This window comes from Megasphaera hexanoica, assembly GCF_043520715.1.
Taxonomy (GTDB): Bacteria; Bacillota; Negativicutes; order Veillonellales; family Megasphaeraceae; genus Megasphaera; species Megasphaera hexanoica.
The window spans coordinates 2,456,850-2,472,500 of sequence record NZ_CP171361.1; the positions used below are offsets into that span (position 1 = coordinate 2,456,850).

Annotated in this window: 13 protein-coding genes and 1 pseudogene; 12 read left to right on the plus strand and 2 right to left on the minus strand. The window is 47.1% G+C overall.

Translation table 11 applies throughout. The annotated features are described in order from the left end of the window. The first annotated feature begins 15 nt into the window (after positions 1 to 15). The 12 genes and pseudogenes from ACGTIC_RS12020 to ACGTIC_RS12075 all read left to right on the plus strand — a co-directional run bounded on the left by ACGTIC_RS12020 (position 16) and on the right by ACGTIC_RS12075 (position 10,962). Positions 16 to 390, plus strand: coding sequence for a TnpV protein (locus ACGTIC_RS12020; RefSeq protein WP_001129922.1), 375 nt, complete (start codon positions 16 to 18; stop codon positions 388 to 390). Positions 391 to 756: 366 nt separating this feature from the next. Further along, complete coding sequence (gene tet(O) / locus ACGTIC_RS12025) at positions 757 to 2,676, plus strand: tetracycline resistance ribosomal protection protein Tet(O) (RefSeq protein WP_113855090.1); 1,920 nt, start codon at positions 757 to 759, stop codon at positions 2,674 to 2,676. Between the two features lie 51 nt (positions 2,677 to 2,727). Continuing rightward, positions 2,728 to 2,901 carry a cysteine-rich KTR domain-containing protein gene (locus tag ACGTIC_RS12030; RefSeq protein WP_002779755.1) on the plus strand — a complete coding sequence of 58 codons (174 nt, stop codon included), beginning with the start codon at positions 2,728 to 2,730 and terminating at the stop codon, positions 2,899 to 2,901. A 490-nt stretch (positions 2,902 to 3,391) separates the two neighbouring features. Further along, positions 3,392 to 3,901 carry a sigma-70 family RNA polymerase sigma factor gene (locus ACGTIC_RS12035; RefSeq protein WP_105116765.1) on the plus strand — a complete coding sequence of 170 codons (510 nt, stop codon included), beginning with the start codon at positions 3,392 to 3,394 and terminating at the stop codon, positions 3,899 to 3,901. A 94-nt stretch (positions 3,902 to 3,995) separates the two neighbouring features. Next, entirely contained in the window at positions 3,996 to 4,421 is a 426-nt protein-coding gene (locus ACGTIC_RS12040; protein WP_000323895.1) for a sigma-70 family RNA polymerase sigma factor, read from the plus strand. 83 nt (positions 4,422 to 4,504) lie between these two features. Then, positions 4,505 to 4,979 (plus strand): annotated as a pseudogene (locus tag ACGTIC_RS12045) (RNA polymerase sigma factor). A 154-nt stretch (positions 4,980 to 5,133) separates the two neighbouring features. Further along, positions 5,134 to 6,159 (plus strand): AAA family ATPase, encoded by a 1,026-nt coding sequence (locus ACGTIC_RS12050; RefSeq protein WP_001170964.1) that lies wholly within the window; start codon positions 5,134 to 5,136, stop codon positions 6,157 to 6,159. Positions 6,160 to 6,683: 524 nt separating this feature from the next. Beyond that, a complete protein-coding gene (mobV, locus tag ACGTIC_RS12055; RefSeq protein ID WP_001820668.1) occupies positions 6,684 to 7,649 on the plus strand; it encodes a MobV family relaxase in 966 nt (321 codons plus the stop codon). 8 nt (positions 7,650 to 7,657) lie between these two features. Then, the gene (locus tag ACGTIC_RS12060) at positions 7,658 to 8,512 is read left to right on the plus strand and encodes a ParB/RepB/Spo0J family partition protein (RefSeq protein WP_000743700.1); all 855 of its coding nucleotides are present in this window, start codon (positions 7,658 to 7,660) and stop codon (positions 8,510 to 8,512) included. Positions 8,513 to 8,557: 45 nt separating this feature from the next. Next, positions 8,558 to 8,788: a YdbC family protein gene (locus ACGTIC_RS12065; RefSeq protein WP_001206986.1), complete on the plus strand. Its 231-nt coding sequence runs from the start codon at positions 8,558 to 8,560 to the stop codon at positions 8,786 to 8,788. A 71-nt stretch (positions 8,789 to 8,859) separates the two neighbouring features. Beyond that, positions 8,860 to 9,051: a hypothetical protein gene (locus ACGTIC_RS12070; RefSeq protein WP_001820669.1), complete on the plus strand. Its 192-nt coding sequence runs from the start codon at positions 8,860 to 8,862 to the stop codon at positions 9,049 to 9,051. A 54-nt stretch (positions 9,052 to 9,105) separates the two neighbouring features. After that, entirely contained in the window at positions 9,106 to 10,962 is a 1,857-nt protein-coding gene (locus ACGTIC_RS12075; protein WP_001820670.1) for a recombinase family protein, read from the plus strand. A 436-nt stretch (positions 10,963 to 11,398) separates the two neighbouring features. On the opposite strand, the gene ACGTIC_RS12080 is transcribed toward ACGTIC_RS12075, so the two are convergent. Both ACGTIC_RS12080 and ACGTIC_RS12085 read right to left on the minus strand, forming a co-directional pair. After that, the gene (locus ACGTIC_RS12080) at positions 11,399 to 12,706 is read right to left on the minus strand and encodes a folylpolyglutamate synthase/dihydrofolate synthase family protein (RefSeq protein ID WP_257536599.1); all 1,308 of its coding nucleotides are present in this window, start codon (positions 12,704 to 12,706) and stop codon (positions 11,399 to 11,401) included. A gap of 9 nt (positions 12,707 to 12,715) precedes the next feature. Continuing rightward, complete coding sequence (locus tag ACGTIC_RS12085) at positions 12,716 to 15,379, minus strand: valine--tRNA ligase (RefSeq protein WP_059075578.1); 2,664 nt, start codon at positions 15,377 to 15,379, stop codon at positions 12,716 to 12,718. Positions 15,380 to 15,651: the final 272 nt, after the last annotated feature.

A 15,651-nucleotide genomic window follows, 5' to 3' on the forward strand; every position in this document is an offset into this window, starting at 1 on the left:
TGGAGGTAACAGACAATGGCAAAATCATTATTTGAGGAACTGGGCGGCAAATACGAAAGGCAAGGGGATTATTTGATACCGTGCTTAACTGTACCCGCCGAAGAAGAACAGGCAATAGGCATCTGGGGGCAACGGCATTTAGATTATCTAAAACAGTACCGTAAAGTTACATACACCAATCTTCTTACAAGCGGCAGGCTAAACGCCTACCTTGCCGACATCAACAGACAGGCACAGGAACGCTTTGAAAGGCTCATAGAGGGTATGAAACAGGCACAGGGCATAACGGAACAGCTAAAGGCAGAAAACGCCTTAGAATGGACAGGATGCCTCAATAACATAAGGGCTTGTGCGAGGGAGATTGTGGAAAAGGAAATTATTTTTGCATAAACAGATGATTAGTGGCAGGGGGAAATCCTGCCGCTTTTTCTGCTTTAGTTTGTCAGCTTGACAAATAAAGGGTTAAGGAATATAATTAGATTCAGTATTATACAAGGAGTTAATAAATATGCGGCAAGGTATTCTTAAATAAACTGTCAATTTGATAGTGGGAACAAAAAGTAGCAGTCCCGTTTCACTTTTAATATGGGGCTTAGTTTTTTGTACCCAGTTTAAGAATACTTTTATCATGTAATTTTATATGCCCGAAAACATATAAGTGTTTTGGGGCTATTGGAGTTATTTACCCAGTGATAGGAGTATTTATCACTGGGTATTTTTATGCCCTTTTTTGGGTGTTGATAGGAGGAAAATCACATGAAAATAATTAACTTAGGCATTCTGGCTCACGTTGACGCAGGAAAGACAACATTAACGGAAAGTTTATTGTATACCAGTGGTGCAATTGCAGAACTAGGGAGCGTAGATGAAGGCACAACAAGGACAGATACAATGAATTTGGAGCGTCAAAGGGGAATCACTATCCAGACAGCAGTGACATCTTTTCAGTGGGAGGATGTAAAAGTCAACATTATAGATACGCCAGGCCATATGGATTTTTTGGCGGAAGTATACCGTTCTTTATCCGTATTAGACGGAGCAGTATTATTAGTTTCTGCAAAGGATGGCATACAGGCACAGACCCGTATACTGTTTCATGCACTACAGATAATGAAGATTCCGACAATTTTTTTCATCAATAAAATTGACCAAGAGGGGATTGATTTGCCAATGGTATATCGGGAAATGAAAGCAAAGCTTTCTTCGGAAATTATAGTGAAGCAAAAGGTTGGGCAGCATCCCCATATAAATGTAACGGACAATGACGATATGGAACAGTGGGATGCGGTAATTATGGGAAACGATGAACTATTAGAGAAATATATGTCAGGGAAACCGTTTAAAATGTCAGAACTGGAACAGGAAGAAAACAGGAGATTCCAAAACGGAACGTTATTTCCCGTTTATCACGGAAGCGCTAAAAACAATCTGGGGATTCGGCAGCTTATAGAAGTAATTGCCAGTAAATTTTATTCATCAACGCCTGAAGGTCAATCTGAACTATGCGGGCAGGTTTTTAAGATTGAATATTCAGAGAAAAGGCGGCGTTTTGTTTATGTGCGTATATATAGCGGAACATTGCATTTGAGGGATGTTATTAGAATATCTGAAAAAGAGAAAATAAAAATCACAGAGATGTGTGTTCCGACAAACGGTGAATTATATTCATCCGATACAGCCTGCTCTGGTGATATTGTAATTTTACCAAATGATGTTTTGCAGCTAAACAGTATTTTGGGGAACGAAATACTGTTGCCGCAGAGAAAATTTATTGAAAATCCTCTCCCTATGCTCCAAACAACGATTGCAGTAAAGAAATCTGAACAGCGGGAAATATTGCTTGGGGCACTTACAGAAATTTCAGATTGCGACCCTCTTTTAAAATATTATGTGGATACTACAACGCATGAGATTATACTTTCTTTTTTGGGGAATGTGCAGATGGAAGTCATTTGTGCCATCCTTGAGGAAAAATATCATGTGGAGGCAGAAATAAAAGAGCCTACTGTTATATATATGGAAAGACCGCTTAGAAAAGCAGAATATACCATCCACATAGAAGTCCCGCCAAATCCTTTCTGGGCTTCTGTCGGGTTGTCCATAGAGCCGCTCCCTATTGGAAGCGGAGTGCAGTATGAAAGCAGAGTTTCACTTGGATATTTAAATCAATCGTTCCAAAATGCGGTTATGGAGGGGGTTCTTTATGGCTGCGAGCAGGGGCTGTATGGATGGAAAGTGACAGACTGTAAAATCTGTTTTGAATATGGATTGTATTATAGTCCTGTAAGTACCCCCGCAGACTTTCGGCTGCTTTCCCCTATCGTATTGGAGCAGGCTTTAAAAAAAGCAGGGACAGAACTATTAGAGCCATATCTCCACTTTGAAATTTATGCACCGCAGGAATATCTCTCACGGGCGTATCATGATGCTCCAAGGTATTGTGCAGATATTGTAAGTACTCAGATAAAGAATGACGAGGTCATTCTGAAAGGAGAAATCCCTGCTAGATGTATTCAAGAATACAGGAACGATTTAACTTATTTCACAAATGGGCAGGGAGTCTGCTTGACAGAGTTAAAAGGATACCAGCCAGCTATTGGTAAATTTATTTGCCAACCCCGCCGCCCGAATAGCCGTATAGATAAGGTTCGGCATATGTTCCACAAGTTAGCTTAACAGCTTGCAAAAGTCATATAAAATGAGATTTGAAAGGATTAGAGACTAATTATGATGAAATGCGAATGGATATTGTGTCCTGTTTGTGGGAGCAAAACCCGTAATAAAATTAGGAAGGACACTGTTTTGGAGAATTATCCCCTTTATTGTCCAAAATGCAGACAAGAAAGATTGATTAAAGTTGACAACTTGAAGATAACTGTCATCAAAGAGCCAGACGCTTAAGACGCAGAGCCGATGAAATTGTGGAACAATTCACGAATCATCGGCTCTTTTTGTTTCGTATTTGAAAGAACAAACTCACCAAATAAAAAAAACGATATTCGGGTGGGTTATTTTGTTATACCCTAAATTACCCTCTGAATTTGTTTTTAAATTTGGAGGGATTTTTTTATGTCCTTTTTTCGGGCAGTTATCTATCTGCTCATACGAAGCAAAATTTATCAATACATAGCATATCAGAGAACGGCAGGAAACCAGTTAAAAAAATTTCTGCCAGTGCAACGGTACTTCTCACCTTGAAAGTAGAAGTACAATCTCCATACAATAGAATTACTATTTCCTATAACCGTAAAGGTCACAGAGCCTTTGCGGTTTTTCTTTTGTCGATTTTTGTTGGAAAGTGCCGTAGGGCTGTTTCTGATATGCGGTGTCGTTCTCCGCCTCTCCATCTGGATTTTTTACATTTCAAAAATTCAGATGGGAGGTATTTATGGTGAAATATGCACCAAGAAAGGTATATATCAGAGAAAGTGGCGGCTATGTGGAATTATCCTACACGGAGTTCTGCCGTTGCAGGGAATCCGACCAGACCTATATGGACAAGCTGTTTATCCCCATTCAAGGCTGTCTGCTTGAAGTCGTGAGGGAGCAATACACAGACTTCTACCGTGACAAGGAACGGTGGCGTTATCTGCAAAAATTAGATACAAAGAATAGACTGCTATCTCTCGACGGATTTACGGACAGCGAGGGGAATCCTCTGGACTTTATCACTGATGAAGCGGTGGACATTGCAGAAACCGTTGTCAATGCGGTCATGGTGGACAGGCTGAAAGCCGCCCTGCCTTTGCTGTCGGATAGTGAACAGGAGCTGATACAGGCAATCTTTTTTGACGGACTTTCCGAGCGTGAAGTCGGGGCGAGGTTGGGCATAACCCAGAGCGTTGTAAACAAACGCAAAGCCAGAATCCTAATAAAACTAAGAAAGATAATAGAAAATTAAAATTTAAGGCGTTCAGCCCCCTTGTTTTTTCCTTTGGGAAGATGAGGGGGCTTTTCTCTGCCCTCTCAATCAATTCTGATTGGAGGAAGTAAGAATGGCATACAACCACGGACGGGAGGACAGGAAATGGCGTATCTGGAAAGAAGCGGAGGAAAAGCTGCTGCGTGAGTGCGGCGTTGATGAAGCGACCATTGAGCAGATACGCATGGCGGACAGGGCAGACTTCAATTCCAACAGGCGGTTTTACCGATGGACGAATGACGTTGCGGAATATCTTGAGGACATGGCAGGCAGGGAGCGGCAGGCGGAAGTGGGTACGGTTGCGGAGTTACTGGAAGAGATTGAGAGCGAAAATCTCTATCAAGTATTAGTCACGGTGGACGGGCGTACCTTGAAAATCGTCCTGCTGAAAATGCAGGGGTATTCCACAAAGGAGATTGCCCCGCTTGTGCATTTGACGACTGGTGCCATCTATGCGAGGTTAGACCATCTGCGGAAGAAGCTGCGGAAAATTTTATAGCTTCTAAAACAGCCTGCCATCCTGCGGGCTACTGGGTGAGGGATGGAAATCCCCTCACTCATTTTTTGCAGGAGGACAACAGGATGGCATACAGGGTTAAGGCATACACGCTTCGGGAGGAATCCACGGAAAGCGGCACAAGGTATTTTATCAGCTTTAAGGACGGGCAGGGCAAATCCCACGAGTTGGAAGTGTCGGAACAGTTCTTTATGGAGTTTCGGCAGATGGAGCGCAGGAACAGGAATCTTTTCTAATGGGACGAGCGGCACAGGGAGTTTAACGAGGTATGGGACGAAACCCTTTACAGACGGGCGTTGCGTGTGCCTAAGAGCCTTGATGAACGCATGGTTGAGGAAGAACGGAATGAAACGCTCTATAAGGCGGTTGGGAGCCTTCCAGAGATACAAAGGCGGCGTTTCCTGCTCTACTACGAGTATGAGTTCAATTTTTACCAAATCGCCGCTATGGAGCATTGCACCGCTTCGGCAATACAGAAATCTGTTGCGATTGCAAAGGAGAAAGTAAAGGCGGAAATTGAAGAAATATCTCCAACCGTGACCGACACCGCCCGAAAAAGAAATCTGTTTTTTATTTGTGTGGGATTGGCGGCATTACATACTCTCACTTTTTTCCGTGGGAGTAAATCTATTTTTAAGGAGGTCAACGCCTATGTGCAACGAAAACAAAGACACCGCCCGAAAGGAGGAAAGCCATGCAGAAGTTACAGACAGTCAACGCCGAAACGCTCCTTTATGAACCGCTTGAGAAACCATCCTTTGTGGTGGACAGCCTTATCCCGACAGGCTTATCGCTGTTCTGCGGCTCACAGAAGATAGGCAAAAGCTGGCTCATGCTGAAGCTATGCTTATGCGTGTCGCAGGGAATCCCTTTATGGGATATGCCGACAATGGAGGGCGATGTGCTTTACCTCTGCCTTGAGGACACGTTCTGCCGCATACAGGACAGGTTATTTCGTTTGACGGACGAAGCAAGCGGGCGGCTCCACTTTGCCGTGGCAAGCTGCAAGCTGTCAGACGGTCTTATCGTGCAGCTTGAAGATTATCTGAAAGATTACCCAGACAGCAGGCTCATTGTCATTGATACCTTGCAGAAAGTCCGTACAGCTTCAAAAGACAATGCCTATGCAAGCGACTATGGGGACATCTCCCTCATCAAAGACTTTGCCGACAGGCACTCTCTGGCGGTCATTGTCGTACACCACATCCGAAAGCAGAATGACAGCGACGTGTTCAACAAGGTGTCTGGGACGACAGGATTAACGGGGAGTGCGGACGCTACCTTTGTTCTGGAAAAGGAGAAACGTGCGTCTGACACCGCCAAGCTGTATGTGACGGGCAGGGACACGCCTTATCAGGAATACACGCTGCGTTTCCGTGATTGCCGTTGGGAGCTTGTGGAGCGGAAAACGCAGGAGCAGCTTGCGAAAGAAACGATACCAGATGTCCTTTTTCGGTTGGTGGATTTTATGAGGGATAAGGAAGAATGGATAGGCACGGCAACGGAACTGTTAGCCGCTATGGGGGAAACGGAAACCATACCCACGGTGATTACGAAATGGCTGAATGAATACCGCACCACATTTTTAAGCGAGAACCGTATCTGCTACCAGTACAGCCGCAGGAAAGACGGCAGGCGGATTGCCCTTGCAAGGAGGGCGGGTGACAGCGGTGATGGTGGTGACAGCGATATTAGGATACCCCCCTGTTACTGTCATTGACGCTTAAAGCCATGTAAAGCTGGCGGCTCTGCCCTGCGGGTGACAGCAGTGACGGTGGTGACAGTGATTTTAGGATACCCTGCCGCTGTCATCCCTACGGGAGAACACCCCGTAAACGCAAAATGCAGGCGTGAGATTTACTCGCCCTTTTCGGTCGTGTAAAACCACCCCTGCGGTCAGAAAAATCATTCCGATTTTTCCGACTGCGTTTACAGGGTGTAACACACTACACTTTGCCCTGCAAAGTCGTGTGCCAGACGTTCCCTCTGGACTCCCTTAAGGCAGGGCTGTGCCCTGCTATCCTACGCCTTACGGCTTCGGATAAAAGAATGGCGGCATGACGGTGACGGCTCTTGCGAGGGGGGTATCCCAAAAACACCGTCATCATCGACATGACCGTCATGCAGGGGGTGAGGGTGACAGTTGCGGCAGTCGGCAGGGGGTATCCCAAAACTGCTGTCACCACCGTCACCGCTGTCACCCCAAAGGACGGTCACCCGCCGAAAGAAAGGAGGAATCCGCCTATGCCTTATGCAATCCTGCGTTTCCAGAAACGAAAAGCGGGCGGCGTTGCGGCTTGTGAACGCCACAACGAGCGGAAGAAAGAAGCCTACAAAAGCAACCCAGATATAGATATGGAACGCTCTAAAAACAATTACCATCTCATAGCACCACCAAAGTACACCTACAAGAAAGAGATTAACCGCATGGTAGCCGAAGCGGGGTGCAGGACAAGGAAAGACAGCGTGATGATGGTGGAAACGCTCATCACAGCTTCACCAGAATTTATGAACCAGTTACCGCCCGAAGAACAAAAAGCGTATTTCCAGACGGCTCTTGACTTCATTTCGGAGCGTGTTGGAAAGCAGAATATCCTCTCCGCTGTCGTCCATATGGACGAGAGAACGCCCCATATGCACCTCTGCTTTGTGCCGATTACGCCAGACAATAAGCTGTCAGCGAAAGCTATCTTAGGCAACCAGAAATCATTATCCGAGTGGCAGACCGCCTACCATGAGCGGATGTCCTCACGGTGGAATCAGCTTGAACGGGGGCAGTCCTCAATGGAAACCAAGCGGAAACACGTCCCCACATGGCTCTATAAATTAGGCGGCAGGCTTGATAAACAGTATGAAGAAATCGTGTCTGCCCTATCCGACATCAACGCCTTTAACGCAGGGAAGAAAAGGGATAAAGCGTTAGATTTACTCTCTGCATGGCTGCCAGACGTGGAGAAATTCTCTAAGGAAATCGGGAAACAGCAGGCGTATATCGACAGTTTGAAAGAGAGAATTGGGCAGGAATCAGACTATGCGGGGCGTATGCGTGATGAAAAGTACGAGCAGGAACTAAAGGTGCAGAAAGCGAATCAGAAGATATTTGAATTGCAGAGAACCAACGAGCAGATGGGGCGGCTGCTGTCAAAAATACCGCCCGAAGTGTTGGAAGAATTGCAGAAAAATCATAGAAGCAGAGCGAAAGAAAGGTAGATATGTGAATGAAGAAACAGGATTTTAAGGTGTTAAAGACCAAAGACTTGTACCCGTTCCCCGACAATCCGTTTCATGTGGCAGAAGATGAAACACTGTCAGAGTTAGCGGAAAGCATCAAGGAATTTGGCATTGTCACGCCGATAATCACACGCCCGAAAGAGGACGGGGACGGTTATGAAGTGATTGCAGGACAGCGGCGTGTCCGTGCTTCTGAACTTGCAGGGATAAATACCGTGCCTGCGTTTGTCCTGCCCTTAGACCGTGACCGAGCCATCATCACCCTTGTAGACAGCAATTTGCAGCGTGAGAATATCCTGCCATCGGAGCGGGCGTTTGCTTACAAGATGAAATCCGAAGCCATGAAGCGGCAGGGTTTCCGCACAGACTTAACCTCGTCACAAGTTGTGACGAAGTTGCGGACGGACGACAAGGTGGCACAGGGCTTCGGCGTGGGCAGGATGACCGTGCAGCGTTTTATCCGCCTGACGGAACTGATACCGCCGATTTTGCAGATGGTGGACGAGGGGAAAATCGCCCTCACGCCTGCGGTGGAACTGTCCTTCTTGAAGAAAGACGAGCAGGAAAACCTCTTTGCCACGATGGAGAGCGAAGAAGCAACGCCCTCACTCTCACAGGCACAGCGGATGAAACAGTTAAGCCAGAGCGGGCGGCTTGACATGGATACGATATTTGCGATTATGACGGAGGAAAAGGGCAACCAGAAAGAAACCTTGAAAATCAACACAAGCAAGCTGAAAAAATACTTTCCGAAGAACACAACGCCGAAGCAGATGGAGGAAACCATCATCAAACTTTTGGAGCGTGAGTTGCAGAGGAAACGCAACCGTGACAGCCGCTAATCTTCTTTTTTCGGGAAGTAAATACAGAGAGTTGAGGTATGGAGAATGAGAGAAATCCAGTATGAAATCGTAAAGGAAATCGCAGTATTGTCTACGGGCGACAGTGGCTACACAAAGGAAATCAATCTCATTTCATGGAATGGGAAAGAGCCGAAGTATGACATCCGCAGCTTTTCCCCGAACCGTGAAAAGTGCGGCAAGGGAATCACGCTGAACGCTGATGAAGCGGCGGCACTCCTTAAAGCATTACAGAAAGAATTAAACAGCGAGGATTAATGGTATCTGATTGGCAGGGCGGGGACATTTCCAAACTCTTCCCTGCCCTGTCTGGAAAGGAAGATTTAAGTATGGGCGAGGATAAGAAAGCAGATAAAAAGAGAAAGCGTATCGTGCCAAAAGCACCAGTGCAGATGATAATCAGCCGTGAATATGTCGGCACACAGACCGTTACAGAAGCGTTTGTCCCGATTATCTCCGAGGATATTCGGAAGAAGATTGCCGAGGGCGACACCTTCGACAATGAGGGGCTGTCCGCTTAGAATGTACGCAATGGGACATGAAAACAGATAGGACAGATACGGAGGTTTTACAGTATGGCAGGAATCAAAGAAGAAAAGAAAATCTATTTAGTCGGCATTTATTGCCGCTTATCTAAAGACGATGGTACGGATAACGAGAGTGCGAGCATTGCGACACAGAAATCCATCCTCACGGATTATGTGAAAAAGCAGGGATGGCACATAGCAAAAACGTATGTGGACGATGGTTATTCTGGTACAAATTTCCAAAGACCAAGTTTCCAGAATATGATAAAAGACATTGAAAGCGGTCTGATAAACTGCGTGATTACGAAAGATTTATCCCGTCTGGGGAGAAACTATCTTGATTGTGGGTTATATCTGGAAGTTTTCTTCCCAGAGCATAACGTGAGGTATATAGCGGTCAATGACGGCGTAGATACCTTGAATAAATCTGCTATGGACATCACGCCTTTCCGCAACATTTTAAACGAAATGTATGCCGCTGACATATCTGTTAAGATAAAATCGGCATATCGGGCGAGGTTTCAACAGGGGAAATTCATGGGAACTACCGCCCCTTATGGCTATATCAAAGACCCTGCCGACCACAACCATCTGCTGATAGATGATAAAGTGGCACATGTTGTAAAAGAGATATTCGACCTTGCATTAAAAGGGAATGGAGTTGCCAAAATTTGCAGACATCTTAATAAACAGCATATCCTACGCCCTGCCGCTTATGCGGCGGAGCGTGGCGAAACAGGCTTTGAACGTCATTTTGAGGGGAACGAGGACAAACGCTATATTTGGAGTGGGAACAGCGTGAGGAGCATTTTAAGAAGCCCGATATATGCGGGAAATCTTGTAGGCTACAAACGGATTGCCGCCAATATGAAAAGCAAGAAACGCCCCTCTAAGCTGCCCGAAGAATGGGAAGTGATACCCAATACCCATGAGGGAATAGTCACGCAGGAGGAATTTGATATTGTCCAACAGCTTATTACAAGTCGTAGGCTTCCACAGAACAAGGGAGGATTTGTAAATATTTTTGCAGGCGTTATCAAGTGTGTGGACTGCGGATGTGCTCTGCGGGCAATGAACGTACACAGGAGGAAACGCCCAGAGATTATCGACTGTGTACAGTATTCATGTAATAATTATGCAAGAAACGGAAGAAGCGAGTGTAGTGCCCACAATATAGAAGCAAGGGATTTATTCAATGCCGTTCTTGCCGACATCAACTGTTTTGCGGATATGGCAGTGAATGATGAAAAGGCGGTCAGGGCCATAGAAAAGCGGCTCACGGAAACAGACCAGAGCAGGGCGAAAGCATTAGAGAAAGAACGTAAGAAGCTGAACAAACGCCTTGCGGAACTGGACAGGCTGTTTTCCTCTCTCTACGAGGATAAGGTCATGGAGCGTATTACCGAGCGGAATTTTGAGATGATGTCGGGGAAATACCAGAAAGAGCAGCTTGAAATTGAAGCAAGGCTGAAAGAGGTGACGGAAACTCTTAATGAAAGCTACGAGAAATCACGGGGAATCCGTGACTTCCTCGCCCTTATCCGAAATTATCAAGGCTTAAAAGAACTGGATGCAACAGTTATAAACGCACTCATAGACAAGATACTTGTTTCGGAGCGTGAGAAGATGGCAGACGGAACAGTGAAGCAGGAAATCAAGATTTACTATAAATTCATCGGCTTTGTCGATGAATTACATATCATACCTACAAAACGGTGGGCAGCAATGCCCGCTAAAAATTGTACGGTGTGCGGCGTTGAATATGTCCCGGGCTCTGGTGCATCAAGGTATTGTCCTGCTTGTGCCAAGAAGATACGGAGGGAGAAATCAAACGAGAGCAAACGCAGGAGCAGAGAACAGAAAAGGATAGCATGTATGAACTGTCCGCAAAAAATGACCGACTGATTTCCTACCACGAGGAGGGCACAGATAGCAGCACTGTCATAAAACCGGTACGGTGATAAATCCGGAACCATCCACTGGCAGACACCATAACACAACAAATATACGCCGGCACTGGCTATCCCCTTTATGATTTCATTACAGCGGCCATATCTATGAAAACGAAAAACCATGAATCACATCTCTCCAGTCATGCGAAATCTATGAAAGAAACCGCATTTATATATCTCATTATATCATACTCCAGGAGTGCGATACAGCCTGTTAGTACGGGAGTTCATAATGCATACATTTATTTGTCCAAAAGCAGATATTTCCCAGAAAAAAGGACTGTCCGAAAAATACAGACAATCCTTTTGAAAATTCCTGATATGCTATTCTTCTATACGTTTTTTCCCATGCAATGTCCGGATTGTATCTTTTGTCATATCGTATGAACTTACACGTCTATGTGATATGTGTTGCGCATGTATTGCCGGACTTCTCCCTGTATGTAGAGGGAGCCCACTATGCAGAGTACCTGTCCTTCCTGCACGGCAGCAAAGGCCTTATCCAATCCGTGGACAATGCTGTCCGCCCAGTCGGCCCGGCATGGCAGGATTTTTGCCATTTCTTCCGGATCAGACGTACGCGGTGTCGGTGCTGGTGCGCAGACGACATAATCATCGTCATGGAACAGTTCATGCACCATCTGGGTATAATCTTTATCGGCAAGGACCGAAAAGAGAAATACCCGCTTTCTGTCCCCAAATACATCACTGTAAGTCTGACAGAACGTATCGATACCGGCCGGGTTATGAGCTCCATCGATAACAACGTCTGTTTCTCCGGCCCGCAGGACCTGGAACCGCCCGGGCCATTTCACATGGTGAAGGCCCTGTTCAATAGCCGTACGGGTCAGTCTCTTTTCGTGACGGGCCAGGAGCAGCAGCGTCATGGCGGCCGCTCCGCAATTCACACGCTGGTGTTTCCCTAACAGAGGCAGTGTCGTCGTGATGGCAAAGCCATAGGGTTCCCGTACTGTCACCATCTGCCCGGCTGCCGGATCTTCCGGACCGGCATTGCCAATGACATCGAAACTATGCTTATAGGCATAGAGCCGGCTGTGTTTGTGATAGGCCGTACGGGCAATGACCGAAAGGGCCGGTTCTTCCGCCGTCGTGACGACAGGGACGCCCTCTTTTATAATGCCCGCTTTCTGTGTGGCAATCTCTTCTATCGTATTGCCACAGTATTTCATGTGGTCCATGGCCACATTGGTGATGACCGAGACTTCCGGTATGATGACATTGGTCGAATCGAGAAGGCCGCCGAGCCCGACCTCGATGACGGCATATTCGACACCGGCTTTGGCAAAATGCCAGAAAGCGGCGGCCGTAATCATTTCAAACTCCGTCGGACGTTCCAGCCCTTCTGCTGCCATGGCTTCGACTTTCTCCCGGACGGCAGCGACAGCAGTGGCAAAGTCAGCACGGGAAATATCATCGCCGTTAATATGTATCCGTTCGGTGTATTCTTCCAGATGGGGCGACGTGTACCGGCCAGTCCGGAAACCAGCTTCACAAAGAGCACTGGCTATCATGGCCGTTACAGACCCTTTGCCATTGGTTCCAGTAACATGAATCGTCTTATATTTTTTCTGGGGATTGCCCAGCCGGTTCAGGAGTTCCTGAATCCGGCCCAGGCCCAATTGTACACCAAACACGCTGGCATGCTGGATATAATCAATTGCTTCTTCGTAGGTCATGAGCGCCTCTTATAATTTAGCCAAATCTTCCATACGTTTGGTAAGGGAGGCCATCTTGTCCGTATAATCAGCCAGTTTGGCTTTTTCTTTTTCTACGACAGCAGCCGGTGCTTTGCCGAGGAATCCCGGATTAGACAGTTTTTTCGAAAGGCGGTCGATTTCCTTCTGGAGTTTGTCCTGTTCTTTCTTGACACGGGCCGTTTCTTTTTCTACATCGATAAGGTCTTTCAGCTGCAGATAGACTTCAATACCCGGTACGACGGTTACAACGGCATTTTCCGGTTTGGCCGCATCAGGAGCCAGCAATGTCACCTTATCGGCAAAGGCCAGTGTATGGAAATACGATTCATACTTGCGCAGTGTCTGAGCCATGCCTTCATCGGACGGTACCATGATGACCGGAGCTTTTTTGCCCATCGGCACGTTGGATTCGGCACGCATATTGCGGATGCCCTTGATGGCTTCCATAATGACGTTCATAATGGCGGCATCGGCAGTAAATTCCAGGTCGGCTCTGGGCTGTGGCCACGGTGCCACGATGATGCTTTCCCCTTCGTGGGGCAGATGCTGCCAGAGATGTTCTGTCACGAAAGGCATGAACGGATGGAGCATTTCCAGTGTGTGCGTCAGGACATAGACCAGTACGTACTGTACAGTCTGCTTGCTGCGCTGGTCATCCGATTTATACAGGCGCTGTTTAGCCAGTTCAATATACCAGTCACAATAGGAATTCCAGATGAAATCATACACTTCGTCAGCGGCGTCGCCGAGTTCGAATTTATCGAGATTAGCCGTAACCTGGCTGACCGTATCGTTGAAAGAGGTGAGAATCCAGCGGTCAGCTAAGGTAAGATCATCAGCAGACGGCTTGAAACCGGGGTCATAATCTTTCAGATTCATGATGACGAATTTGGATGCATTCCAGATTTTATTGGCAAAATTCCGGTTGGCTTCGACCCGTTCCATATAGAAGCGCATATCATTACCCGGCGTATTGCCCGTTACCAGAGTAAAACGCAGTGCATCCGCGCCATACTGTTCGCAGACGCCCAGAGGATCGATACCGTTTCCCAGTGATTTGCTCATCTTGCGGCCCTGGCTGTCCCGGACGAGGCCATGGATGAAGACGTCGTGGAAGGGGATTTCTTTCATGAATTCGCAGGTCATGAACATCATGCGGGCTACCCAGAAGAAAATGATGTCATAGCCCGTAACCATGACGCTCGTTGGGAAAAATTGTTGGATATCTTCCGTTTTTTCCGGCCAGCCCATTGTCGAGAACGGCCAGAGGGCCGAACTGAACCACGTATCGAGGACATCGGGGTCCCGATGGATATGTTTGCTGTGGCAATGCTGGCATTCGGTGATATCTTCACGGCTGACGGAAATTTCACCGCAGTCATCGCAGTACCAGGCCGGAATCTGATGGCCCCACCAGAGCTGGCGGCTGATGCACCAGTCATGAACATTTTCCATCCAGTGATTGTATGTCTTGCTGAACCGTTCCGGAATGAACCGAGTCTTTCCTTCAGCGACGGCATCGATAGCGGCTTTGGTCAGTGGTCCCATCTTGACAAACCACTGTTTCGTCGAAAACGGTTCGACAATCGTCTTGCAGCGGGAGCAATGACCGACAGAGTGGGTCAGCGGTTCAATGTGATCGAGGAGGCCCAGTTCCTGCAAGTCAGCAACAACGGCTTTGCGGCATTCTTCCCGGGTCATACCATCGTATTTAGCTCCGGCTTTATCGTTCATCGTGCCATCGAGATTCATGATCATGATTGATTCGAGGTGATGGCGTTCGCCCATGGCAAAGTCATTGGGGTCGTGGGCCGGTGTAATTTTTACGGCACCCGTACCAAAACCGATATCAACATAATCATCGGCAATGACTTCGACTTCGCGGTTTACCAGCGGTACGATGACTTTTTTGCCGACGTATTTTTTCATGCGGTCGTCTTCCGGGTTGACGGCAACGGCCGTATCGCCCATAATCGTTTCCGGACGGGTCGTGGCAATCATGATGTAATCATCTTCACCGACGACAGGATATTTGACATACCAGAGGCTGCCCTGAACATCCGAATGGTCTACTTCGATATCAGACAATGCCGTATTGCAATGAGGGCACCAGTTGGTGATACGCTGTCCCTGGTAAATGAGGCCTTTTTCATATAAGGTGCAGAATACTTCACGAACGGCACGGGCACATACGGGATCCATCGTGAAGCGTTTGCGGCTCCAGTCACAGGATGAACCGAGACGGCGTACCTGTTTTTCAATGCGGCTGCCATATTTTTCTTTCCAGGCCCAGACCCGTTTCAGGAATTCTTCACGGCCGATATCATAGCGCGTCTTTCCTTCTTCTTTGGCCAGCTGCTGTTCTACTTTGACCTGGGTAGCAATGCCGGCATGGTCTGTTCCAGGGATCCAGGCAACATTGTAGCCTTCCATGCGTTTGAAACGGACGAGGATATCCTGCAACGTATTATCCAGTGCGTGGCCCATGTGAAGCTGCCCCGTAACATTAGGCGGTGGCATGACGATGCTGAATGGCTTTTTGCTCTTATCGGCATCCTGATGAAAATAGCCATTTTTTTCCCAGAAATCATACCAGGACATTTCAATGTCATTCGGTGAATAAGCTCCTAATTCTTCCTTATTCCATTTCATTTGTCTGTTCCCTCCAAAAAGTAAATAAAAAAAGCGCTCTTTCGTCCACTCTTAGGACGAAAGGCGCTTAGTTCTTCCGCGGTACCACCTAAATTGCCGCTCCACGCGGCCTCTTTATAAAACAGATAACGCCTGTCAGACGGGCAGGCCTTTCCTCCTGCCGGCTCACGGGTGACCCGCGATACTCTCTGCCAATGCTCTTTCACCTGTACGGCATCTCTCTGACGCAGATACAAACCGCTTCTTCCGCTCATCGCTTTTATGTTGGTAAT